Genomic DNA, 24,147 nt, shown 5'->3' on the forward strand with positions numbered 1-24,147 from the left:
CGCTTTTGCAAAGTGACTCGCTGTAAGAGCGAAACCATAAGTAGCCGTTACCTAAAAAACGGATATACACCCAACATCAACGTAAAGAACCCGTATAGATTCACCCCCAGCCGTAACGTTTAAGTCGTCTCTATTGAGCAACTAATCCCCCCTCCACTACTGTGACCTCCACCCCAATAACCCCCGCAGGAAGTCATCGTGGAAAGTTCAACGTTAGGCATGATCGTCCTCTCAATGATCGCCCTGTTCGGCGCCGCCGCGTTTTGCTTCGAACAACTCGCCACCCGCGAATCAAAGAAAAAGAAAGCCAAATAAGCTGATCATCAAAAGCAGCAAAACCCCAGTGCTTCAAGGGATACCCCGCCCCCGGGTTATCCCTTTTTTCCGTTCGCCCACCCCACCGCCCTCTATACACCGTCTTAATGCCCAAACCCGCAATCAGTGCCCGAACTTGATACCCAACCTCTTAACCTCCCCGCGTCCGCAATCGCGGCTTATTAATCAGGGGAGTTCCACCGTGCTCACACTCAAGTTCATCTATATCGCCAGCGGCCTATGCGCCGTCGGGCTGTTCGCTTATCTGGGCTACGCCCTCATTCGCGCCGAAAAGTTCTAGGGAGCCCCACCATGTACGACATGATTTTTGTAGGCCTCTCCCTGGTGTTTTTCGCCGCGACAACCATGGCCATTGTCGCCATGGGCAAGATTTGAACGGAGCCTCGACATGCTAAGCACTTTGCTGGAATTTGCGCTGGTCCTGGGGTTGATGACCGGGCTCGCCGTGCTGATGGGCAAGTGGCTGACCCGGGTGTTTACCGGAACCCGCCACGCCCTGCCGGAACGTTATACCTATCGCCTGCTGGGCATCGACCCGCTGGAAACCATGAGCTGGGCCCGCTACGGTTCGGCCCTGTTGCTGTCGAACGCCGCGATGATGCTGCTCGGCTATCTCATCCTGCGGTTACAGGCCGTCATGCCGATCAACCCGCTCGGGCTGGCCGCACAAACCCCGGACCTGGCGTTCAATACCGCCGCTTCCTTTATCACCAACACCAACTGGCAGGCGTACTCGGGCGAAACCAGCCTGTCGAACTTCAGCCAGATGGCAGTAATCACCTTCCTGATGTTCGTCGGCGCCACCTCGGGCGTGGTCGCCGCTGCGGGCTTTATCCGTGGCTTGAGCCGCTCAAGCTCGGCGGATATCGGCAACTTCTGGGTCGACTTCACTCGCACCCTGTACCGCGTGATGCTGCCGCTGTGCGTGGGCATGGCCCTGGTGTATGTGTGGCAAGGCATGCCGCAGACCTTTTCCTCCCAAGCCCTGGCCACCACCCTGGAAGGCGCGCAGCAACAACTGATTGTCGGCGCCGTGGCGAGCTTTGAATCGATCAAGCATATCGGCACCAACGGCGGCGGCTTCTTCAGCATGAACGCCGCGCACCCGTTCGAAAACCCGACCCCGCTGACCAACGCCCTGCACATCCTCAGCATGTTGCTGATCCCGTCGGCGCTGACCTACACCTTCGGCAGCATGCTGCTCCAACGCCGTCAGGGCTGGGTGTTTTTCGGCACCTTCCTGGTGATGTTCTTAGGCTTTCTCGCGCTGGTGTACGGCGCCGAGCAAAACGGCAACCCGCTGCTGACCCAGGCCGGTGCCAACCAGGCGCTGTCCATCGAACAAAGCGGCGGCAATATGGAAGGCAAGGAACTGCGTTTCGGCATCGCCGACAGTAGCCTGTTTATCGCCACCACCACCGCGGCCACCACCGGTTCGGTCAACGCGATGCATGACTCATTGACCCCCATGGGCGGCTTCGTGCCCCTGGCGCAGATGATGCTCAACTGCGTGTTCGGCGGCGACGGCGTGGGCTTTATCAACCTGATCCAGTACGCGCTGCTGACGGTGTTCCTGGTGGGCATGATGATCGGCCGCAGCCCGGAATTCCTCGGCAAGAAGATCGAGGCTCGGGAGATAAAACTGGTGATGCTCTCGGTGCTCGCGCACCCCATCAGCATCCTCGGTTTCACCGCCCTCGCCGCCCTGTGGCCCGACACCATGGCCAGCCTGAATAACCTCGGCCCCCACGGTTTCAGCGAGGTGCTCTACGCCTACACCTCGGGCACCGCCAACAACGGTTCGGCGTTCGCCGGGCTGAACGCCAATACGCCGTTCTTCAACACCACCATTGGCCTGGCGATGCTGGTCGGGCGCTTCTTCACCATGCTGCCGATGCTCGCCGTGGCCGGTTCCCTGGCGATGAAAAAGACCGTGCCTGCCGGCGCCGGCACCATCCCTACCGCAACCCCGCTGTTCATGGTGCTGGTGGTGTTTGTGGTGCTGGTGGTGGGCGGCCTGACTTTCCTGCCGGCGCTCGCGCTCGGTCCGCTGGTGGAGCAACTGCAGTTGCTGTCCGGCCAGACGTACAACTAAGGACACGTTGATGACGACTCAATCGATATTCAAAGGGCTGTTGCGCCCGGTGCTGGTTTCGGCAGTGTTTTTCATGGCGCTGACCGGCCTCGCCTACCCGGTCTTCACCACCTTTGCCGCGCAGTTGCTGTTCCCGTTCCAGGCCCAGGGCTCGCTGATTGAACGCGACGGATTGGTGATCGGCTCGGCGTTGATCGGCCAGGACTTCACCAGGCCCGGCTACTTCCACGGCCGCCCGAGCATGACCCTCGGTGCCGACCCGCAAGACCCGAGCAAAAGTGTCTCCCAGCCGTACAACGCCGGTTCCAGCGGCGCCAGCAACCTGGGCCCTACCAGCCAGAAACTGGTGGACCAGGTCGCGGCCCGGGTTAAAGCCTACCGCCAGGACAACGGCCTCGCCGCCGAGGCCCAGGTGCCGGTGGATGCGGTCACCGCTTCCGCCTCCGGCCTGGACCCGCATATCTCCGTGGCCAACGCACGCATCCAGCTGGCCCGGGTCGCCCGCCTGCGACAGATCCCCGAAGCCGAACTGCTGCAACTGGTGAACGAAAACACCGCTGCCCGCACCCTCGGTTTGCTCGGCGAACCACGAGTCAATGTGCTGCAACTCAACCTCGCGCTGGACGCCCGTCTGCCTCTGCGCCAGCCCCCCATTGCGGCCAGTGAGTAAGAGATTCCCCCATGATCAAGAATGCTCGTTTACCTCTGTTTGATCGCGCCATCGTGCTCACCGCCTGCGGGAATGCGTTCAAGAAACTGCTGCCCCAGGCGCAGTGGAAAAACCCGGTGATGTTCGTCGTGTACCTGGGCAGCCTCCTCACCACGCTGCTGTGGTTCCAGTCCTTGGGTGGCCAGGGTGAAGCGCCCAGCGGCTTTATCCTCAGCATCTGTTTGTGGCTGTGGTTTACCGTGCTGTTCGCCAACTTTGCCGAGGCCCTGGCCGAAGGCCGCAGCCGTGCCCAGGCCGCCAGCCTGCGCGGGATGAAGCGCCAGACCCTGGCCAAGTTGCTGCAACAACCCAAACACGGCGCCCCATGGCTGCCGACCGAAGCCACGCTGTTGCGCAAAGACCAGGTGGTGTTGATCGAAGCCGGCGACCTGGTGCCGCTGGACGGCGTGGTGATCGAAGGCGTGGCCTCGGTGGATGAAAGCGCAATCACCGGCGAATCGGCACCGGTGATTCGCGAGGCCGGCGGCGACTTTTCCTCGGTCACCGGCGGCACGCGGGTGCTGTCGGACTGGCTGGTGGTGCGCATCAGCGTCAACCCGGGCGAGTCGTTCCTCGACCGCATGATCTCGATGGTCGAATCCGCCAAGCGTCAGAAAACGCCCAACGAAGTCGCCCTGACAATTTTGCTGGTGGGCCTGACCCTGTTGTTCCTGCTGGTGATCGCCACGCTGAGCCCGTACTCGATCTTCGCCGTGGCCATGAGTGGCAGTGGCAACGTGATCAGCGCCACGGTGCTGGTGGCGTTGCTGGTGTGCCTGATTCCCACCACCATCGGCGGCCTGCTCTCGGCCATCGGCGTGGCGGGCATGAGCCGCATGATGTCGGCGAATGTGATCGCCACTTCCGGCCGCGCCGTTGAGGCGGCGGGTGACATCGACGTGTTGCTGTTGGACAAGACCGGCACCATCACGTTGGGCAATCGCCAGGCCAGCAGTTTCCTGCCGGCACCGGGGGTCAAGGAAGCTGAACTGGCCGACGCGGCGCAACTGGCGTCCCTGGCCGACGAAACCCCGGAAGGCCGCAGCATCGTGGTGCTGGCCAAGCAGAAGTTCGACATCCGCGCGCGGGACATCAACGCCCTCGGCGCAAGCTTTGTGCACTTCACTGCACAGACCCGCATGAGCGGCGTCGACCTGCCCGAAGGCCGCGGTATTCGCAAGGGTGCAGCAGATGCGATCCGCAGTCATATCGAAGCACTCGGCGGGAGCTTTCCGGCTGCATTGCAGGCCAAGGTCGACGAAGTATCGCGACGCGGCAGCACTCCGCTGGTGGTCTCGGACGGGGCCAAGGCACTCGGCGTGGTGGAGCTCAAGGACGTGGTCAAGGGCGGCATCAAGGAGCGCTTCGCCGAATTGCGGCGCATGGGCATCAAGACCGTGATGATCACCGGCGACAACCGCCTGACCGCCGCCGCGATTGCGGTGGAAGCCGGCGTGGATGACTTCCTCGCCGAGGCGCGCCCGGAAGACAAGCTGCAGCTGATCCGCGACTACCAGGCCCAGGGCAAGCTCGTGGCCATGACCGGCGACGGCACCAACGACGCCCCGGCACTGGCCCAGGCCGACGTGGCGGTGGCGATGAACAGCGGCACCCAGGCAGCGAAAGAGGCCGGCAACATGGTCGACCTCGACAGCAACCCGACCAAGCTGATCGAAGTGGTCGAGGTGGGCAAGCAGATGCTGATGACCCGTGGCGCACTGACCACCTTCAGCGTGGCGAATGACGTGGCGAAATATTTCGCGATCATCCCGGCCGCGTTTGTCGCGACCTATCCGCAGCTCGGCGCGCTGAACGTGATGCACCTGACCAGCCCCAACTCGGCGATCCTCAGTGCGGTGATTTTCAACGCGTTGATCATCGTGGCGCTGATTCCGTTGGCCCTGCGCGGCGTGACGTACCGGGCGATTGGCGCGGCGGCATTGCTCAATCGCAACCTGCTGATCTATGGCCTGGGCGGGGTGCTGGTGCCGTTTGCCGGGATCAAGCTGATTGATCTGGTGCTGACCGGGCTGGGTCTCGTGTAGCACCGCAAACCCAATGTGGGAGCGGGCTTGCTCGCGAATACGGAGTGTCAGCCAACTCGACTGTCACTGACACACCGCTTTCGCGAGCAAGCCCGCTCCCACCATTGAACCGCATTGACCAGGAATGACATGCCCGCATTAAACGAAGAACGCCCCGACCCCGACGCCCTCCTCGCCCGGGTCCAGCAGGAAGAACAGGCCGCCTTGCGCGGCAAACTGCGTATCTACTTCGGCTCCAACGCCGGGGTGGGCAAGACCTGCGCCATGCTCGATGCGGCGCAACGGGAACTCAGCCTGGGGCGCGACGTACTCGCCGGCGTGGTGGAAACCCACGGCCGCCAGGAAACCGCCAACCTGCTCAACGGCCTCGAACAACTGCCCCGCGCCCACCGCCTGCATCACGATTTCACCCTCACCGAATTCGACCTCGACGCCGCCCTGCAACGCCATCCCGCCGTGCTGCTGGTGGATGAACTGGCCCACAGCAACGTGCCCGGCTCGCGCCACCCGAAACGCTGGCAAGACGTGGAAGAACTGCTCAGCGCCGGCATCGACGTGTGGACCACCCTCAACGTCCAGCACCTGGAAAGCCTTAACGATCTGGTGAGTGGGATCATCGGCATTCGCGTGCGGGAAACCGTACCGGACCACGTGTTCGACAATGCCCACGAAGTGGTCGTCGTGGACCTGCCGCCGGATGATCTGCTGCAACGCTTGAAGGACGGCAAGGTGTACCTGGGCCCTCAGGCCGAACGTGCGTCGCGGCACTTTTTCCGCAAGGGCAACCTGCTCGCCCTGCGGGAACTGGCCCTGCGCCGCACGGCCGACCGGGTCGACACGCAGATGCGCGTGTACCGTCGCGAACAGTCGATCAAGACCCTGTGGCCCGCCCGCGAGCGATTGCTGGTAGGCGTGGCCGGTGACGCCGGTGATGAACGCCTGGTGCGAGAAGCCGCGCGCCTGGCGCAAAAGCTCGAGGCGGACTGGATCGTGGTGCACGTCGCCGCAGCCCAGGGCCGCGGCGCCAAGCGTTATCTCACGGCGATGAAAACCCTGGCGCTGGCCAGCGAATTCGGCGCCGACACCGCTACGCTACCGGGCATGGACGTCGCCGAAGCACTGGCCGCCTGTGCCCGGGAACACAACGCCAATCGCCTGGTGCTCGGCCATCACCCGCGCCGGGCATGGCGGTTCTGGCATCAGTCGGTGAGCGACCGGATCAGCCGGCACCATCCGCAGATCGACCAGATCGTGATCGCCCATGGCGTGTTGCCTGGCACTGTTCCTGCCATTGAAAAACCTACGCCAGCGCCCGGCAGAACCCTGGCCTACCTCTGGTCCACACTCGCCTGTTTCACCGCCAGCGCCATCGCCGCGCTGCTGCTGCAGGTGTTCGACCTGGCCAACGTGGTGATGCTGTTCCTGCTCACGGTGGTGCTGGTGGCCCTGCGGTTTGGACGCGGCCCCGGCGTGTGGGCAGCGATGCTCGCGGTGCTGTGTTTCGACTTCTTTTTCGTCCAGCCGCGCTACTCGTTTACCGTCAACGACACACAGTATTTCTTCACCTTCGCGCTGATGCTCGGCATCGCCCTGATCACCGGGCAGCTCACCGCACGCCTGCGCCACGAAGCGCGCACCGCCGCCGCGCGAGAACGCCGCGCCACATCACTGGCACGCCTGGCCCGGGACCTGTCGGCCGCGTTGACCGTGGAGCAGATCAGCGAAGTGGCGCTGCGCACTTTCAGCGGCGTGTTCGAGGCACGGGTCGGCCTGGCCTTGCCGGACGCCGCCGACGGCGTGCACAGCGTGGGCGCAGGTGGGCTGCCGATCGACGACAGCATCGCCCAATGGACCTACGACCACGGCCAGTCCGCCGGCCAGGGCACCGACACCTTGTCCGCCGCCAAGGGCTGCTACCTGCCGCTCAAGGCGCCGATGCGCGTGCGCGGTGTGCTGGTGCTGGAACTGGCGCAAAGCGAACGCCTCAACGAGCCCGAAGAGCGCCGCCTGCTGGAAGCCTGCATGAGCCAATTGGCAATTGCCCTGGAGCGCGTGCACTTCGTCGAAGTGGCGCAAAGCACGATGGTGCAGATGGAAGGCGAGAAAATGCGCAACACCTTGCTCGCGGCGATTTCCCACGACCTGCGCACTCCCCTGACCACACTGATCGGCGCCGCCGACACCGCCCTGCCCCATGCGCCGCCGGGGCCGCTGACCGCGTTGCTGCACGGTATTCATGAGCAGGCGACTTCGATGCAACGCTTGATCGAAAACTTGCTGGACATGGCCCGCATGCAGGAGCGCGGTGTGCGACTCAACCGGCAATGGCATTTGCTGGAAGAGATCGTCGGCAGCGCCCTGCGCCAGTTGCGTGAACCACTGGCCCGGCATGTGGTGAACACGACGCTGGACCCGCAATTACCGCTGGTGGAAGTCGACGCGCTGCTGATCGAACGGGTGCTGGTCAACCTGCTGGACAACGCCGCCAAATACACCCCGCCTGGCACGGTCATCACCGTTACCGCCCGTTCCGTTTCCGACAGCATCCTGCTGGAAGTCAGCGACACCGGCCCGGGCAGCGCGCCGGCCAATCTGTTCGAACCGTTTGCCCGTGGCCAGCAGGAATCCTCGGTCGCCGGAATCGGCCTGGGCCTGGCCCTGGCCAAGCGCATCGTCGAAGCCCACGGCGGGCGCATCGAAGCCAGACCCGGCAGCGAGCGCGGCATGCATTTCGTCATCACTTTACCGGCGGGCACCCCGCCCCCAATGGACGCCCTATGAGCACTGCACGCATTCTGATTGTTGAAGACGAGGCCAACATCCGCCGTTTTGTCGGCATCGCCCTGCAGGATGAGGGCTTCCAGGTGTTCGAGGCCGACAGCGTCAAACGCGCGTTGATCCACGCTTCCAGCCGTCAGCCGGACCTGGTGATCGTCGACCTCGGCCTGCCGGACGGCGACGGCAAACAGCTGATCAGCGAGCTGCGGGGATGGTTGGCGGTGCCGATCCTGGTGTTGTCGGCACGGGATCGCGAAGAGGAAAAAGTCGCCGCCCTGGACGCCGGCGCCGATGACTACCTGACCAAACCCTTCGGCGTACCCGAGTTGCTCGCGCGCATCCGTGCGCAACTACGCCGTCATGGGCAGACCGGCACCGTGGCGGCCACCAGCAAGGTGGCGTTTGGCGATATCGAGGTGGACCTGGCGACCCATGAAGTGTGGCGCCAAGGCCTGCCGGTGCACCTGACGCCCATCGAATACCGCCTGCTGTGCGCGATGATTCGCGGGCAGAGCCGGGTGCTGACCCATCGGCAGTTATTGCTCGAGGTGTGGGGCCTGGATTACGTGGACCGCGCCCACTACCTGCGGGTGCACATGGCGCACCTGCGGCAGAAGCTGGAGGCGGACCCGGCCCAGCCGCAGTACTTCATCACCGAGTTGCAGGTGGGCTACCGACTGGTGGGCTTGTGAACAGGTGCGCGGCGGCGAAGTCGACAAACACGCGAATTTTCGGCGAGAGGTGCCGGCTGGACGGCCACAGGGCCCAGAACTGGCCCTGGTCATCGGAATGGCCGTCGAGCACGGTTTCCAGCTGGCCCTGGGCGAGGGCTTCGCGCGCCAGGAAGTCCGGCACGTAGGCAATCCCATGGCCGTCCATCGCGGCCCGGAGCATGGCCTCCATGTTGTTCAGGGTCAGCGCGGTGGGCAGGCGCAATTGGGTGATGGCCGGGTTGGCGGACAAGGTCCAGTCCATGATTTTGCCGGTGGTGGCGAAGCGGTAACGCAAGCACGGGTGATGCTCAAGTTCGCTCAGGGATTCTGGCCGGCCGTTGGCTCGTAGGTATTGGGGCGATGCACACAGCACAAACCTGAACGGCCCCAGCTTGCGGGCCATCAGGGTCGAATCCGCCAGGCCACCGCTGCGGATGACCACGTCGAAGCCCTCCTCGATCACGTCCACCAGATGGTCGTTGAAATCCAGCTCCAGTTCGATCTCGGGGTAGGCTTTGCGGAACGCCATCATGTGCGGAAAGAGAAAGCGATAACCGATGGTGGGCAGGCTGACCCGCAGTTTGCCCCGGGGTGCCTGCATCGCATGGGAAAGCATGGCGCGGGCGTCTTGCAGGTCGTCGAGAATTTTCCGACTGCGCTCGTAGAACAATTGGCCTTCGGCGGTGAGGCTGACCTTGCGCGTACTGCGGTGCAACAGCCGCACATTCAGTGACGCCTCAAGCTTGGCGACATTCTTGCCCACCGCCGAAGCGGAAATCCCCATCGCCCGGGCCGCGCCGGTGAAGCTCAGGGCCTCTGCCGTTTTCACGAAGGCGATCACGCCGCTCAAGTTATCGGTCACGTCATTGCATCCATCCAGTCCGTTATGAACGGAATGTAAGCCCGTTTATCCGTGATTGCATCCTGATTAGAGTCTTTTAATCTTCAAACTCGCGGGAATGCCCCTATGAACACGACAACCGAATCTGCGCCCGCCCATGGCCGATATTCCATCCTGGCGGCCATTTGCCTGGCCGCCTTGGTATTGCCCATGAGCTTTACCGGCGGCGCCGTCGCCACGCCCTTTATCGGCCAGGCATTTGCCGCCCAGCCCAGCCAACTGGCGTGGATCACCAACGCGTTCATGCTGAGTTTCGGCAGCCTGTTGATGGCCGCCGGCACCCTCGCCGACCTCTATGGGAGAAAGCGTCTTTTCTTGTGGGGCATGGCGCTGTTTACCGTGGTCTCCTTGCTGCTGGCAGTGGCACCGGGGATTTTCTGGCTGGATGTGTTGCGTGGCGTGCAGGGCGTCGCGGCGGCTACGGCATTGGCCAGTGGCTGTGCGGCGCTGGCCCAGGAGTTCGACGGGCACGCCCGTACCCGCGCCTTCAGCTTGCTGGGCACCACATTCGGTGCAGGCCTGGCGTTTGGGCCATTGCTGTCGGGGGTGCTGATCGAGCACTGGGGCTGGCGCTCGATTTTTCTCGGCACTGCATTATTGGCCGGTATTTCGCTGCTGTTTGCCGCGCCCAAAATGCGTGAAAGCCGCGACCCGCAAGCGCTGCGGCTGGACACCGCTGGTGTACTGACGTTTTCCGCGATGCTGGTGGCCCTGACCACGGCGGTGATCCTCGCGCCGGAGCACGGCTGGACGTCGCCGCTGGTTGATGCCCTGCTGATCGCGGCGGCGGTGTTTTTGCTGGCGTTTGTCCTCGTCGAAAACCGCTCCAGCCAACCGATGCTGGAGCTGCGGCTGTTTCGCTTCCCGCGTTTTATTGGCGTGCAGCTCCTGCCGATCGGTACCTGTTACTGCTACATCGTGCTGATCGTGTTGCTGCCCCTGCGGTTTATCGGTGTGGAAGGCGCCAGCGCGCTGGACGCGGGTTTGATGATGCTCGCGTTATCGGCACCGATGCTGGTGGTGCCGATGATTGCCGCATCGCTGACCCGCTGGCTCTCAGCAGGACTGTTGTGTGCCATTGGCTTGCTGATCGCGGCGGTGGGCCTGTGGGGATTAAGCCTGGCCAACCAGCCTGCGCAGACCATCGCCGCAATGCTGGTCATCGGGATAGGCACCGGGCTGCCGTGGGGTTTGATGGATGGTTTGGCGATCAGCGTGGTGCCCAAGGAGCGCGCGGGAATGGCGGCGGGGATTTTCAACACCACCCGCGTGGCCAGTGAAGGCGTGGCGCTGGCGATCACGATGGCGGTATTGGGCGCATTGGTGGCACATCACCTGAAGGGTCGCGCAGGGGCCGACGTGTCAGTGATTGCCCAAGGCCTGGTCATGGGCAACGTGCAACTGGCCTCGGCCGCCCTTCCGCTGGAAGCACTGCGCAGCGCCTACATCGCGGGGTTCAACACCTTGCTGCAACTGCTCGCGGGATTCACCGTGCTGACGGCGTTGGTGGTCCTGGCCTTCATGGGGCGAAACAGCATCGCACCCGTGCAAACCGAACCGGGCATTCAATCGTTGAGCTGAATCCCAGGCACAAAAAAGCCCGCTCAATGAGCGGGCTTCCTGTGGTACCTGGCGTTCAGCGTTCCAGGTGACCTGAATATGGCGCAGCGGACGGGACTCGAACCCGCGACCCCCGGCGTGACAGGCCGGTATTCTAACCGACTGAACTACCGCTGCGCGTAACACATAAAGCGAATGGTGGGTGATGACGGGATCGAACCGCCGACATTCTGCTTGTAAGGCAGACGCTCTCCCAGCTGAGCTAATCACCCTTCACTTTCGGTGTGGGGCGCATTCTATAGCATTTTTCCGTAATGTCATGATTTAAATGCAATTTATTTAAAATATTTTGTCTTCGACCCCGCGCACCCCGCAAACCGGCGCTTTGGGTGCAAACGCGAGTCTATTGCGTTTACCCAAGCCTTGGCCCCACAATTAACAATTATTCTCAATAACACCTGGACCGGGCCTTATGTCTGTGGGTGAACCGCCGTTCCAACGGGAGATTACCGAGCTGTACAGCGAGCATCACGGCTGGCTGTTCACTTGGTTGCGCCGAAAACTGGGCTGTACCCATAACGCCGCCGACGTGGCGCAGGACACCTTCGCGCGGATTCTGCACGCCCGCGAGTCGGTGACCGCCATCCGCGAACCCCGCGCCTATTTAAGTACCACCGCCAGGCGGCTGATCATCGACCAGGCACGGCGCAAGCAGATTGAGCACGCCTACCTTCAGGAATTGATGCTGACGGTGAAAACCCTGGAAGGTTTCCAGTCGCCCGAACAGATCCACACCACCCTGGAAGCCCTCGAGCACATTGCCTTCATGCTGGAAGGCATGCACGACAATGTGCGTCAGGCGTTTGTGCTGTATTACCTCGAAGACCTGACCCAGCAGCAAATCGCCCGACAACTGAAGCTGTCGGAACGTACGGTACGCAAATACCTGATCCAGGCCCTGCTGCATTGCAGCCACAGCGTGGATATCTGAGCCGCGCATGCCCGACTCTCGCCAACAGATCGATGAACAAGCCGCCGAATGGATGATTCGCCTGCACGAAGGTGAATTGACCGAGGCCCAGCGCCAGGCGTTCGAGCGCTGGAAGCAGCAAGGCCCGCAACACGCCGCATCAGCAGCGCGCATGGAAGATGTGATTGCGCGGATGCAGGCCCTGCGCGGGCAAAAGGCGCCGGCCCGGGCGGCCTTGAGTGCGGCCTTTCCCCGGCATGGGAAGGCGCGCAAAAACTACGTCCGCGCGCTGGTACTGGCCTGCAGCCTGGGCCTTCCCGCCATGGCGCTGCTCTACAGTCCTTATCCACAACAATGGATGGCCGATGTGCACAACGGCCCCGGCGAATGGAAAACCCTGCGGCTGGCGGACGGCTCGACGCTGACCCTGAACGGCATCAGTGCGGCGAATCTGCATTTCGACAGCCGGCAGCGCCGCATCGAATTGCTGCAAGGCGAGATCCTGGTGGAAGTGGCCCACGATGGCGAACGGCCATTTGTGGTGCAGACCGCCCAAGGCACCCTGCGCGCCCTGGGTACGCGATTTGTGGTCAGGCGCGAGGATGACGTTACGGTGCTGAGCATGCTCGAATCCCGCGTGGCGGCAAAAAGCGCGAACGGGCAGCAGACACTGGAAGTTGATGCGGGCTCGCAGGCGCGACTCAGCAAAGATGCCGTGCGGCTCTCGGGCAGCATCGATACGGCGAGCATCAATGGGGCCTGGCGCCGCCATCAACTGGTGGTGGATAACCGACCGTTGCCGGAAGTGCTGGATGAGATCGCCCGTCACCGTTCGGGCCGCTTGCAGTTTGATCGCGCCGCACTGGCCAGTCTCAAGGTCTCGGCCGTACTTCCCCTGGATGACACCGACCGCACCTTGCAGATGCTGGCTCAAACCCTGCCGATCACGCTGAAAACCTTTACGCCGTGGCTGATAATTGTCAGCCCGGATACCGAGAGCAAAAAATAATTATCCAAATTGTTTCCGCTTTGTTTAAAGCTACCCGTCAAGGAAGGTATATCGATAACTAAAGGACTGCCATCGTCATGCCGCTCCCTTCCAAACCCCGCAGACGCCTGCTGAGCAGCGCGCCGCTGACCCTCACACTGCTCGCAACGACGCTGCTCAATACCCATCTGGCCCAGGCCGACACGGTAAACGTTGCGGCCCAAGCCTACGACATACCTGCCGGGCCGCTGGGCGCCACACTTAACCAGTTCGCCCAGCAAGCGGGCGTGGCTATCGTGTTCCAGTCCCAGAACCTGCAGGGGCTGAATGGGCCGGGGCTGAAAGGCACTTATAGCGTGGACGCAGGGTTCGACAGGCTGTTACAGGGCAGCGGCTACCGCGTGATCAAAGGTGATCAGGTGTACGCGCTCGAAGCTGACCCTGCCGCCACCGACGCCATGGAACTAGGCCCGACCCAGGTCAGCTCCAACCAGTTGGGCAACGTTACTGAAGGGACTGATTCCTACACTCCAGGCAGCATCGCGACTGCGACGCGGCTGGTGCTGACCCCCAAGGAAACCCCGCAATCGGTGACCGTCGTCACCCGCAAACACATGGATGACTTCGGCCTGAACAACGTCGACGACGTGATGCGCCACACCCCGGGCATCACCGTGTCGGCCTTCGACACCGACCGCACCAACTATTACGCCCGCGGATTCTCCATCAACAACTTCCAGTACGACGGCATTCCTTCCACCGCGCGCAACGTCGCCTATTCGGCGGGCAATACCCTGAGCGACATGGCGATCTATGATCGGGTCGAAGTGCTTAAAGGCGCCACCGGCCTGCTCACGGGTGCCGGCTCATTGGGTGCCACGATCAACCTGGTGCGCAAGAAACCCACGGCTGACTTCCAGGGCCATGCCAGCCTCGGCGCGGGCTCCTGGGACAACTACCGCAGCGAACTGGACGTCAGCGGCCCGATGACCGAAAGCGGCAACGTCCGTGGCCGGGCCGTCGCGGCGTATCAGGACAAGCGCTCGTTCATGGACCGTTACTCGCGCAAAAGCCCGGTGTACTACGGCATCATGGAATTCGACCTGTCCCCCGACACGATGCTGACCGTGGGCGGCGACTATCAGGACAGCCTGCCCACCGCCTCGAGCTGGTCCGGCAGTTTTCCGCTGATCAACGCCAATGGCGATCGCAATAGCGTAAAGCGCTCGTTCAACAACGCGGCCAACTGGAGCAGTTGGGAGCAATACACCCGTACCGCCTTCGCCATGCTTGAACATGACCTCGGCAACGGCTGGGTGACCAAACTGCAACTGGACCACAAGATCAACGGCTACCATGCACTGATGGCTTCGATTCAGGGTGACGAGCCCCGTGCAGACGGCACCGCACATGTCACTTCGCAAAAATACACCGGGGAAACCGTCAGCGACTCCGCCGACCTGTACGCAAGCGGCCCCTTCAGCCTGGGCGGCCGTGAGCATGAACTGGTGGTGGGCGGCTCCATCGGCATTTCGGACTGGAACGGCAAGGGCTACTGGAACCTCGCCCCCAACCTCGTCGACTTCAATAACTGGCACGGCCACGCCCCCCAACCTTACTGGGGCGCGCCGCAGCAATACATCGACGACACCATTCGCCAGACCGGCGCCTACATGACCACACGCCTGAACCTGGCCGATGACCTGAAGCTGCTGCTCGGTGGCCGCGTGGTCAATTACCACCTGACCGGCAATAACCCGTCCTACCGCGAGACCGGACGCTTCGTACCGTATGTCGGCGTGGTGTATGACCTGGATGAAACCTACTCGGTCTACGCCAGCTACACCGATATCTTCATGCCCCAGGAGAACTACAACCGCGACCGGCAAAACCAGTTGCTTGAGCCGGACGAAGGCCAAAACTACGAGCTGGGCATGAAGGCTGATTTCTTCGACGGACGCCTGAACGCCAGCGCAGCGTACTTCGAGGTCCATGAAAACAACCGCGCCGTTTCCGACGACGACTACAACAACCTGAAACCTACACCGCAGAACTATGCCTACAAAGGCACCAAGGCCGTCACCAAGGGCTACGAGCTTGAAGTGTCCGGCGAGTTGAGCCCGGGCTGGCAGATTCAGGCCGGCTACACCCACAAGGTGGTGCGTGACGACCAGGACCAGAAGATTTCCACGTTCGAGCCCGAAGACCAGGTCAAGCTGTACACCACTTATAAGCTCAAAGGCGACCTGGACAAGCTGACCGTCGGCGGTGGCGTGCGCTGGCAAAGCGTGGGCTGGCAGGACATCTACAACACCCCCCATGGCGGTTATGAAGAGTTCTCCCAGGAGGCGTACTGGCTGGTGGACTTGATGACCCGTTACCAGATCACCAAGAACGTGTCGGCGACGCTGAACGTCAACAACATCTTCGACAAGTCCTACTACACCAACATCGGCTTCTATAACTCCGCCGCTTATGGTGAGCCGCGCAACTTTATGGTCACCACCCGCTGGGATTTCTGAACCCAATCAAAAACGCCCCCGATCACGGTACATGATCGGGGGCGTTTTTCTGACTGATGGTTTTAGCAAACCCCAGACAGCAAAAAGCCCGCTCAATGAGCGGGCTTCCTGTGGTACCTGGCGTTCAGCGTTCCAGGTGACCGAATATGGCGCAGCGGACGGGACTCGAACCCGCGACCCCCGGCGTGACAGGCCGGTATTCTAACCGACTGAACTACCGCTGCGCGTAACACATAAAGCGAATGGTGGGTGATGACGGGATCGAACCGCCGACATTCTGCTTGTAAGGCAGACGCTCTCCCAGCTGAGCTAATCACCCTTCACTTTCGGTGTGGCGCGCATTCTACGGAGCGACCCATAGTCTGGCAAGCACTTTCTTAAATAATTTTTTTCAGGCCTTCCAATGGCTTAGCGAGGGTTGGCCTATGACGCCATGAGGAGAATAATGCCCCCCTTTGTATATAAGGAGAGACTCACCCCATGTGGTTCAAAAACCTGCTTATCTATCGCCTGACCCAAGATCTGCCTGTTGATGCCGAGGCGTTGGAAACTGCACTGGCCACCAAACTGGCGCGCCCTTGTGCAAGCCAGGAGTTGACCACTTACGGTTTCGTCGCCCCTTTCGGTAAAGGCGAAGACGCGCCCCTGGTACACGTCAGCGGTGATTTCCTGCTGATCGCTGCGCGCAAGGAAGAACGTATCCTGCCGGGTAGCGTGGTGCGTGATGCGGTGAAGGAAAAGGTCGAAGAGATCGAAGCCGAGCAAATGCGCAAGGTCTACAAAAAGGAACGCGACCAGATCAAGGATGAAATCATCCAGGCCTTCCTGCCGCGCGCGTTCATCCGTCGCTCGTCGACCTTCGCCGCCATCGCGCCGAAACAAGGCCTGATCCTGGTGAACTCCGCCAGCCCGAAACGTGCCGAAGACCTGCTGTCCACCCTGCGTGAAGTGATCGGCACCCTGCCAGTACGTCCGCTGACCGTGAAAACCGCGCCAACCGCCATCATGACCGACTGGGTCACCACCCAGAAACCGGCCGATGACTTCTTCGTCCTCGACGAATGCGAACTGCGCGACACCCACGAAGACGGCGGCATCGTGCGCTGCAAACGCCAGGACCTGACCGGCGAAGAGATCCAGCTGCACCTGACCACCGGCAAAGTCGTGACCCAATTGTCCCTGGCCTGGCAGGACAAGCTGTCCTTCATGCTGGACGACAAAATGACCGTCAAGCGCCTGAAGTTCGAAGACCTGCTGCAGGATCAGGCGGAACAGGACGGCGGCGACGAAGCACTGGGCCAGCAGGACGCCAGCTTTACCCTGATGATGCTGACGTTTGGCGACTTCCTGCCGGCGTTGGTTGAGGCACTGGGTGGCGAAGAAACCCCACAAGGTATCTAAAGCCTTGTGAAGATCAAAATGTGGGAGCGGGCTTGCTCGCGAATGCGTCCTTTCAGTTGATATCTTCCTGGCTGACACACCGCATTCGCGAGCAAGCCCGCTCCCACATTTGATCGCATGCGCACTTCCAAAATCGAATAACAAGGACCAACCCCATGCGTGCACTCGCCGCCTTGAGCCGTTTCGTCGGCAATACCTTCGCCTACTGGGTGCTGATTTTTGCCGTGGTTGCGTTCCTGCAACCCGCCTGGTTTCTCGGCCTCAAAGGCGCCATCGTGCCGCTGTTGGGCCTGGTAATGTTCGGCATGGGGCTGACCCTCAAACTTGAAGATTTCGCTGAAGTCGCGCGCCATCCGTGGCGCGTGGCATTGGGTGTGGTCGCGCATTTCGTGATCATGCCCGGCGTGGCCTGGCTGCTGTGCCAGGTCTTTCACCTGCCACCGGAAATTGCCGTCGGTGTGATCCTCGTCGGCTGCTGCCCGAGCGGCACGTCGTCCAACGTCATGACCTGGCTGGCCCGAGGCGACCTGGCCCTGTCGGTGGCCATTGCAGCCGTCACCACCCTCCTCGCTCCGCTGCTGACGCCCGCGCTGATCTGGCTGCTGGCCTCGGCCTGGTTGCCGGTGTCGTTCATGGAGTTGTTCTGGTCGATCCTGCAAGTGGTACTGCTGCCGATCGTGTTGGGCGTGGTGGCGCAGCGCTTGCTGGGCGCCCGGGTACGGCATGCGGTCGAGGTGTTGCCGCTGGTGTCGGTGGTCAGCATCGTGGCGATTGTCGCCGCCGTGGTGGCGGCCAGCCAGGCGAAGATTGCCGAGTCGGGCCTGCTGATCATGGCGGTGGTGATCCTGCATAACACCTTTGGCTTCCTGCTGGGCTATTTCACCGGCCGTGTGTTCGGGCTGCCGCTGGCACAACGCAAATCCCTGTCGCTGGAAGTGGGCATGCAGAACTCCGGCTTGGGCGCCGCACTGGCAAGTGCGCATTTCTCGCCGCTGGCGGCGGTGCCGAGTGCGCTGTTCAGCGTCTGGCACAATATTTCCGGGGCACTCCTGGCTACGTACTTCCGGCGGATGAGCGAAAAGGAAGACCGCGAATTGTTGGCGGGCAAGTCCGAAACTTGATCACCTGATCAATATTCGGCAATCTACCGGGCTTCGCGGGGACGACCCTGCGACGCAATCAAGCGCTTAATCCGGGGACGACCCCACCTAAGAAGGGAGGTCATCATGTCCTGGATCATTCTGTTTTTTGCCGGACTGTTTGAAGTCGGCTGGGCCGTCGGACTGAAATACACCGACGGTTTCAGCAAGCCACTGCCCACGGCCCTGACGATTGCCGCCATGGCCGTCAGCCTCGGGTTGCTGGGGTTGGCCATGAAGGAACTGCCGCTGGGTACCGCCTATGCCATCTGGACCGGTGTCGGTGCAGTGGGCACGGTGATTGCCGGGATTATCCTGTTCGGGGAGTCCATGGCGCTGTTTCGACTGGCCAGTGTGGCGTTGATTATCTGCGGGCTTATTGGGCTCAAGATCAGCGCTTAGGCCACTACCGCCTTCGCGAGCAAGCCCGCTCCCACATTTGGAATGCATTCCAAGTGTGGGAGCGGGCTTGCTCGCGAAGAGGCCCTCAAATACACCAAAAAACTACCTGACACTCCCGCGCAATTCCCCCACCACCCCATGCAACGCCTCGGGCGTCGCCGCCTCCACCGTTACCGGCGCGCCGGCCACCAGGGTCACTCGCGACCAGATCCGGTGGAAGAATCCCTTGTTCGGATCGCGACTGAAAAAACTCCCCCACAACCCCTGCAACGCCATCGGAATCACCGGCACCGGCGTCTCTCCAAGAATCCGCGTCACGCCGCTTCGGAACTCGTTCATCTCGCCATCGGAGGTCAATTTTCCTTCCGGGAAGATGCACACCAGCTCGCCGTCCTTAAGGTAGTGGGCAATCCGCTGGAAGGCCTTTTCGTAGATCTGGATGTCCTCATGCCGCCCGGCAATCGGAATCGCCCCGGCAGTGCGGAAGATAAAGTTCAAAACCGGCAGGTTGTAGATCTTGTAGTACATGACAAAACGAATCGGCCGACGCACCGAACCGGCAATCAACAGCGCATCGACAAACGACACGTGATTGCACACCAGCAACGCCGCGCCCTCGTCCGGGATCAGCTCGAGGTTCTTGTGCTCGACGCGGTACATGGAATGGCTGAGCAGCCAGATCATGAAACGCATGGTGAACTCGGGCACGATCTTGAAGATGTAGGTGTTGACCGCGATGTTCAGCAGCGACACCACCAGGAACAGCTCGGGAATCGACAGCTTGGCCACGCTCAGCAGCAGGATCGAGACGATCGCCGAGACCACCATGAACAGCGCATTGAGAATGTTGTTGGCCGCGATCACCCGCGCCCGCTCGTTCTCGGCGGTACGCGACTGAATCAACGCGTACAGCGGCACGATATAGAAGCCGCCGAATACGCCAAGGCCGAGGATATCGAACAACACCCACCACGCCTGGCCGTAACTCAGCACGGCGATCCAGTCGTTGGCCTGGACGTTCTGCGGGAAGCCGCCGGAATGCCACCACAGCAGCAGGCCGAACACGGTCAAACCGAACGAGCCGAACGGCACCAGGCCGATCTCGACTTTGCGCCCGGAGAGCTTTTCGCACAGCATCGAACCCAGTGCGATGCCCACCGAGAACACCGTGAGGATCAGCGTTACCACAGTCTCGTCGCCGTACATCCATTCCTTGGCGTAGGCCGGGATTTGCGTCAGGTAGATCGCGCCGACAAACCAGAACCACGAGTTGCCGACAATCGAGCGCGACACCGCCGGTGTCTGCCCCAGGCCGAGCTTCAAGGTGGCCCAGGACTGACTGAAGATATTCCAGTTCAGGCGCATCTCGGGGCTGGACGCCGCCGCGCGCGGAATGCTGCGGCTGGCCAGGTAGCCCAGCACCGCAATGCCGACGATGGCCGTCGAGACCACCGGCGCGTAATGGGTGGACGACATCATGATCCCGGCGCCAATGGTGCCCGCGAGGATCGCGAGGAACGTGCCCATTTCCACCAGGCCATTGCCGCCCACCAGCTCATCTTCGTGCAGGGCCTGGGGCATGATCGAGTATTTCACCGGCCCGAACAGCGCCGAGTGCGTGCCCATGGCAAACAGCGCCAGCAGCATCAGCTCCAGGTGGTTGAACATGAAACCCACCGCGCCCACGGACATGATCACGATCTCGCCGATCTTGATCACCCGGATCAGCGCGTCCTTGTTGAACTTCTCGCCAAATTGCCCGGCCAGGGCCGAGAACAGGAAGAACGGCAGGATAAACAGCAACGCGCAGAGATTGACCCAGATCGAGCGGTCGCCCTCGATGGTCAGCTTGTAGAGAATCGCCAGGATCAACGACTGCTTGAATATATTGTCGTTGAACGCACCAAGGGACTGGGTAATGAAGAACGGCAGGAAACGCCGTTTGCGCAGCAAAGTGAATTGCGAGGGGTGGCTCATCGTCCGTGTTCCTGCGTGGCCTGAAGGCTGTTATTGGTATTTCCAGGCCACGACTTTACCTAATCCTGCTTACTTATTCGCTAGTCCTGCAATGCACGGCGATACAAAAAGCTCGCCTTTATAGGCGCCCTGCACCGTGCGCTTGGCGACAATCAGCCACATCAGCGCCAGCGCCGCCACCAACACGCAACCAACGATGCTGAAAAAACCCAGGTGCAAGGTGCTCGCCAGTTTCAGCGTGGCCAGCGAGTACACGCCCAACGGGAAGGTGAAGCCCCACCAGCCAAGGTTGAACGGGATACCGGCCCGCAGGTAACGCAGGGTGATCAGCACCGCGATCAGCATCCACCACAAGCCGAAGCCCCACAGGGTGATGCCTGCGACCAGGCCGATGCCGTTGGCCATCTCACCGACGCCGGGCAGACCGTTGGCGGCAAAGATGGCAGGTGCATCACCGCCCAGTACCAGCATGCCCAGGGCACCGGTGCCGATGGGACCTAGAGCCAGCCAGCTCGACGCGGCCATATTGGCGTGTGGCAGTTTATGCAGGGCCATGCGCAGCATCAGGATGGTCAGGATGCTGAACGCCACCGGCAGGGAGAACGCCCACAGCACGTAGCTGGTCACCAGCATCACCAGTTGCGAATGGGCGTCGGCCAGGTGCGGCGCCAGCAGGCCACCGCTGGCGGCGGCGACTTCCGCGGCCACCACCGGCAACAGCCACACGGCAGTCATCTGGTCGATGCTGTGTTCCTGACGGGTGAACATCATGAACGGGATCAGCACCCCGCAGGCCAGGGCCATCGCGACGTCGAGCCACCACAGCACCTCGGCCAGTTGCACCACGCCATCCCCCCAGCGCGGCACGCCGAACAGCAGGAAGCCGTTGATAATGGTCGCCAGGCCCATGGGGATGGTGCCGAAGAACATCGACACCGTGGAGTGCCCGAAAATGCGCCGGGCCTCGTGGAAAAACATCACCCAGCGCGCCGCATACAGCACGCTGAACAGCACAAACAGGCCGATGGTAAACAGCCACAGCCCTTCGGCCACGGCGTGCAGCCCCGCCAGGTTGACCGGCAATTGCGCCAGCGCCAACGCCAGCACCCCGGTGCCCATGGTGGCGGCAAACCAGTTGGGGGTGAACTGGCGAATCACTTCCCGGGGACGGGTCAGGTGACTGAAGGGTTTCAAGCTGCTGTGAAGCGTATTCGGGCAAGTCATGGTGTAGTCCTCTTCCTCGCATGAGGTTGAGACCATGGTAGAACCGAATCGAATATCTATATAACGGGTAATATCTCTAACTGTTATCTGTTTCGTAGATATGTGATTAAACGCTGCCTTCGGTTTCAATCACCAGAATCCGTGCCGGGCCCTGTGGATGGGCCACATGCTCGGTGCCGACACTGGCGTAGAAGATGTCGCCTACCTGAAGCAAGGCCATCTGTTCGCTGCCGTTTTCGCGATAGTGCATCTGCACCTGGCCATCAAGCACCACGAACACCTCTTCGCCGTCATTCACGTGCCAGCGATACGGCTGGTCGGTCCAATGCAAACGGGTGGTGATGCCGTTCATATTGGCGATGTCCAGCGCCTCCCAGGCGCGGCTGCCGGTGAATTCTTTGCTGCGGATGATCTTCATGGGTGAATCCCAAGGCGTAAGGGTGACGAATTATTACCGAATCAATTACCCGCCGTCGCCCTGCTCTTCGCCAAATCCTGCATTAGCAACGCCACCAACGCGCCGAGTGCCAATACGATCAGCACCACGCCATAACCGTCGGTGGTGGCGATCAAACCGAAGGTGCGCGTCAAGTTGCCCGCCAACAGCGACGGCACACAGAACGCCAGGTAACTCAGCACATAGAACGCCGACATCAAGCCCGCCCGCTCATGGGGCAAGGCCAACGGCAAAACACTGCGCAGCGCACCGAGGAATCCCGAGCCAAAACCACCGCCGGCGATCAGCGTGGCAATGAAGAACAGCGGCAGGCTGGCGCTGTGGACGGCCGTGAGGATCAGCGCAACACCCACCGCCAGCAGCACGGCGCCCAACCGCAGGACTTTGTCCGCCGGGCGGTTGCGCAGGCTGAAAATCATCACCGCACCGCTCAGCGTCAACACCGCCACCAGCCCGCCGCCGATCAGGTTCGAGGTGGACCCGGTCGCCGCCCGCACCAGCGAGGGCGCCAGGGACAGATAAAAACCGCCCATGGCCCATACGGCTACGTCTACCGGCAACGAGATCCACAAGGCGCGTCGGGCCTGGGGCGGTACATGCAAGGTGGGCCATAGCGAGGCCAGGGCCCCCGGAATCCGGCTGACTGTCTCCGGCAGGCGCCAGACGTACAATGCCTGCAGGATCATCAACCCGAGCAGGGTCCAGTAAATCAACGTGGTCGGCATCGGCGCGAACTCCACCAGCAGGCTGCAGCCCATGGCCCCGCAGGCCATGCCCAGCAAAGGCGCTACGCTGTTGATCAGCGGGCCTTGCTGGCGGTCGGTGTCGAGCAATGCGGCGCCCAGTACGGCGGTGGCCATGCCGGTGGCAAAGCCTTGTACCGTGCGGGCGGCAATCAGCCAGCCGACGCTGTCGGCATTGATAAACAGCAGCATCGCCAGCATATCGAGGAGCAGCGCGGCAAAAATTACCGGCTTGCGCCCCAGGTGGTCCGACAGTGAACCCACGGTCAGCAATGCAGCCAGCAGGCTCAAGGCGTAAATGCCAAATACCAGGGTCAACATCGCCGCCGAAAAGTGCAGGCCCTCTTGATAGAGGTGGTACAACGGGGTCGGCGCGCTGGAGGCGGCGAGAAACGTCAGCAAGGTGATCGCCAGAAACACCAGGCTGGAACGATGAGAAGTAACGCTGGACATGGGGACGCTCCGCTAAAGCTAATATTTTGCTTTTGCGGAGTGTGCTACCGGATGGCGCTTAAAGCAAATTCTTTGTGTTAAGGTTTTACGCATGGCGATAAAAGAAGGCCTCCGCCCGGGGGGCCGTAGTGCCCGGGTCCAGGAATCAGTGCATTCGGCGGTGCGTGAATTGCTCGAAGAGCAGGACCGTTCCAGCGTGACCGTGCCGCAGATAGCCACGCGCGCCGGAGTGACGCCTTCGACCATCTACCGGCGCTGGGGTGACTTGGCGGCGCTGCTGGCCGATGTTGCGATGGCCCGTCTGCGCCCGGACAGTGAGCCGGCTGATACCGGCAGCCTGCGCGGAGACCTGCGGGCCTGGGGCGAGCAATACCGTGATGAGATGAGCTCGGACCTTGGCCGCGAGATGATGCGTGATGTGCAATGCAGTCAGGCGCCGGGGTATTGCGTGGGGATTCTCACCGGGCAGTTGGAGACGATCCTGGATCGGTACACCGACGACGCCGGGACACTTCCCAGCGTGGATCGGCTGATCAATTTGATCGTTGCGCCCACCGTTTTTCGTAATCTGTTTTCTACCGCGCCGCTTGAGGTTGAAGAACTGCATGAGCTGATTGAGTTGGCTTTGCTGCCGTAAGGTGGTTTGTGGGTTTGGGTTTGGGTTTGGGTTTGGGTTTGGGTGTATATCCGTTATTTGGGTTGTTGCTGATATGGGTTCCGCTCTTACAGCGGCT

19 protein-coding genes and 4 tRNA genes are annotated in these 24,147 nt (G+C 61.7%); 14 read left to right on the forward strand and 9 right to left on the reverse strand.

What is annotated here, in order from left to right; all coding sequences use genetic code 11:
- Positions 1–517: 517 nt before the first annotated feature.
- The 6 genes from kdpF to HX807_RS30500 all read left to right on the forward strand — a co-directional run bounded on the left by kdpF (position 518) and on the right by HX807_RS30500 (position 8,655).
- Positions 518–616, forward strand: coding sequence for a K(+)-transporting ATPase subunit F (kdpF, locus tag HX807_RS32090; RefSeq protein ID WP_003219423.1), 99 nt, complete (start codon positions 518–520; stop codon positions 614–616).
- 108 nt (positions 617–724) lie between these two features.
- Positions 725–2,431 (forward strand): potassium-transporting ATPase subunit KdpA, encoded by a 1,707-nt coding sequence (gene kdpA / locus HX807_RS30480; RefSeq protein ID WP_177052080.1) that lies wholly within the window; start codon positions 725–727, stop codon positions 2,429–2,431.
- Positions 2,432–2,441: 10 nt separating this feature from the next.
- Positions 2,442–3,101: a K(+)-transporting ATPase subunit C gene (kdpC, locus tag HX807_RS30485; protein ID WP_177052082.1), complete on the forward strand. Its 660-nt coding sequence runs from the start codon at positions 2,442–2,444 to the stop codon at positions 3,099–3,101.
- A gap of 11 nt (positions 3,102–3,112) precedes the next feature.
- On the forward strand, positions 3,113–5,185 hold the full coding sequence (gene kdpB, locus HX807_RS30490; protein ID WP_177052084.1) for a potassium-transporting ATPase subunit KdpB: 2,073 nt from the start codon (positions 3,113–3,115) through the stop codon (positions 5,183–5,185).
- A 129-nt stretch (positions 5,186–5,314) separates the two neighbouring features.
- On the forward strand, positions 5,315–7,966 hold the full coding sequence (locus HX807_RS30495; protein ID WP_177052086.1) for a sensor histidine kinase KdpD: 2,652 nt from the start codon (positions 5,315–5,317) through the stop codon (positions 7,964–7,966).
- Positions 7,963–8,655 (forward strand): response regulator, encoded by a 693-nt coding sequence (locus HX807_RS30500; protein WP_003219430.1) that lies wholly within the window; start codon positions 7,963–7,965, stop codon positions 8,653–8,655. Before HX807_RS30495 ends, HX807_RS30500 begins: the two co-directional genes overlap by 4 nt.
- Here HX807_RS30500 and HX807_RS30505 read toward each other — a convergent pair.
- The gene (locus HX807_RS30505) at positions 8,615–9,538 is read right to left on the reverse strand and encodes a LysR family transcriptional regulator (protein ID WP_177052088.1); all 924 of its coding nucleotides are present in this window, start codon (positions 9,536–9,538) and stop codon (positions 8,615–8,617) included. The two genes, HX807_RS30500 and HX807_RS30505, sit on opposite strands and share 41 nt — an antisense overlap.
- A gap of 105 nt (positions 9,539–9,643) precedes the next feature.
- Here HX807_RS30505 and HX807_RS30510 point away from each other — a divergent pair, with 105 nt between their 5' ends.
- Positions 9,644–11,158 (forward strand): MFS transporter, encoded by a 1,515-nt coding sequence (locus HX807_RS30510; protein WP_177052090.1) that lies wholly within the window; start codon positions 9,644–9,646, stop codon positions 11,156–11,158.
- A gap of 79 nt (positions 11,159–11,237) precedes the next feature.
- On the opposite strand, the gene HX807_RS30515 is transcribed toward HX807_RS30510, so the two are convergent.
- Together HX807_RS30515 and HX807_RS30520 are read right to left on the reverse strand one after the other, a co-directional pair.
- Positions 11,238–11,314, reverse strand: a tRNA-Asp gene (locus tag HX807_RS30515).
- A 19-nt stretch (positions 11,315–11,333) separates the two neighbouring features.
- Positions 11,334–11,409, reverse strand: a tRNA-Val gene (locus HX807_RS30520).
- A gap of 200 nt (positions 11,410–11,609) precedes the next feature.
- On the opposite strand from HX807_RS30520, the gene HX807_RS30525 reads away from it, so the two are divergent.
- The 3 genes from HX807_RS30525 (at position 11,610) to HX807_RS30535 (ending at position 15,617) form a co-directional block, all read left to right on the forward strand.
- Positions 11,610–12,128, forward strand: coding sequence for a sigma-70 family RNA polymerase sigma factor (locus HX807_RS30525; protein ID WP_177052092.1), 519 nt, complete (start codon positions 11,610–11,612; stop codon positions 12,126–12,128).
- A gap of 7 nt (positions 12,129–12,135) precedes the next feature.
- Complete coding sequence (locus HX807_RS30530; RefSeq protein WP_177010111.1) at positions 12,136–13,116, forward strand: FecR family protein; 981 nt, start codon at positions 12,136–12,138, stop codon at positions 13,114–13,116.
- A 77-nt stretch (positions 13,117–13,193) separates the two neighbouring features.
- A complete protein-coding gene (locus HX807_RS30535; protein ID WP_087695264.1) occupies positions 13,194–15,617 on the forward strand; it encodes a TonB-dependent siderophore receptor in 2,424 nt (807 codons plus the stop codon).
- Between the two features lie 147 nt (positions 15,618–15,764).
- On the opposite strand, the gene HX807_RS30540 is transcribed toward HX807_RS30535, so the two are convergent.
- Both HX807_RS30540 and HX807_RS30545 read right to left on the reverse strand, forming a co-directional pair.
- Positions 15,765–15,841: transfer RNA gene (locus HX807_RS30540), tRNA-Asp, on the reverse strand.
- 19 nt (positions 15,842–15,860) lie between these two features.
- Positions 15,861–15,936, reverse strand: a tRNA-Val gene (locus HX807_RS30545).
- A gap of 161 nt (positions 15,937–16,097) precedes the next feature.
- Between HX807_RS30545 and rdgC the strand changes: the two genes are divergently transcribed.
- From rdgC to sugE, 3 genes are all read left to right on the forward strand, one after another.
- On the forward strand, positions 16,098–17,018 hold the full coding sequence (gene rdgC / locus HX807_RS30550) for a recombination-associated protein RdgC (RefSeq protein ID WP_008430455.1): 921 nt from the start codon (positions 16,098–16,100) through the stop codon (positions 17,016–17,018).
- Between the two features lie 155 nt (positions 17,019–17,173).
- Positions 17,174–18,139 carry a bile acid:sodium symporter family protein gene (locus HX807_RS30555; protein WP_003212369.1) on the forward strand — a complete coding sequence of 322 codons (966 nt, stop codon included), beginning with the start codon at positions 17,174–17,176 and terminating at the stop codon, positions 18,137–18,139.
- A 105-nt stretch (positions 18,140–18,244) separates the two neighbouring features.
- Complete coding sequence (sugE, locus tag HX807_RS30560; protein WP_003190128.1) at positions 18,245–18,559, forward strand: quaternary ammonium compound efflux SMR transporter SugE; 315 nt, start codon at positions 18,245–18,247, stop codon at positions 18,557–18,559.
- A 102-nt stretch (positions 18,560–18,661) separates the two neighbouring features.
- Here the strand turns inward: sugE and HX807_RS30565 are convergent, their stop codons facing one another.
- From HX807_RS30565 to HX807_RS30580, 4 genes are all read right to left on the reverse strand, one after another.
- Positions 18,662–20,536, reverse strand: a complete 1,875-nt coding sequence (locus tag HX807_RS30565) for an MFS transporter (RefSeq protein ID WP_003212372.1) — start codon at positions 20,534–20,536, stop codon at positions 18,662–18,664.
- A 69-nt stretch (positions 20,537–20,605) separates the two neighbouring features.
- Positions 20,606–21,760 carry a TDT family transporter gene (locus HX807_RS30570; RefSeq protein ID WP_008430443.1) on the reverse strand — a complete coding sequence of 385 codons (1,155 nt, stop codon included), beginning with the start codon at positions 21,758–21,760 and terminating at the stop codon, positions 20,606–20,608.
- A 106-nt stretch (positions 21,761–21,866) separates the two neighbouring features.
- Positions 21,867–22,178 (reverse strand): hypothetical protein, encoded by a 312-nt coding sequence (locus HX807_RS30575; RefSeq protein WP_003212380.1) that lies wholly within the window; start codon positions 22,176–22,178, stop codon positions 21,867–21,869.
- A gap of 41 nt (positions 22,179–22,219) precedes the next feature.
- Positions 22,220–23,413: an MFS transporter gene (locus tag HX807_RS30580; RefSeq protein WP_003212382.1), complete on the reverse strand. Its 1,194-nt coding sequence runs from the start codon at positions 23,411–23,413 to the stop codon at positions 22,220–22,222.
- A gap of 91 nt (positions 23,414–23,504) precedes the next feature.
- On the opposite strand from HX807_RS30580, the gene HX807_RS30585 reads away from it, so the two are divergent.
- Positions 23,505–24,050: a TetR/AcrR family transcriptional regulator gene (locus tag HX807_RS30585; protein ID WP_087695266.1), complete on the forward strand. Its 546-nt coding sequence runs from the start codon at positions 23,505–23,507 to the stop codon at positions 24,048–24,050.
- Positions 24,051–24,147: the final 97 nt, after the last annotated feature.

Source organism: Pseudomonas sp. D8002 (genome assembly GCF_013385695.1).
Lineage (GTDB): Bacteria > Pseudomonadota > Gammaproteobacteria > Pseudomonadales > Pseudomonadaceae > Aquipseudomonas.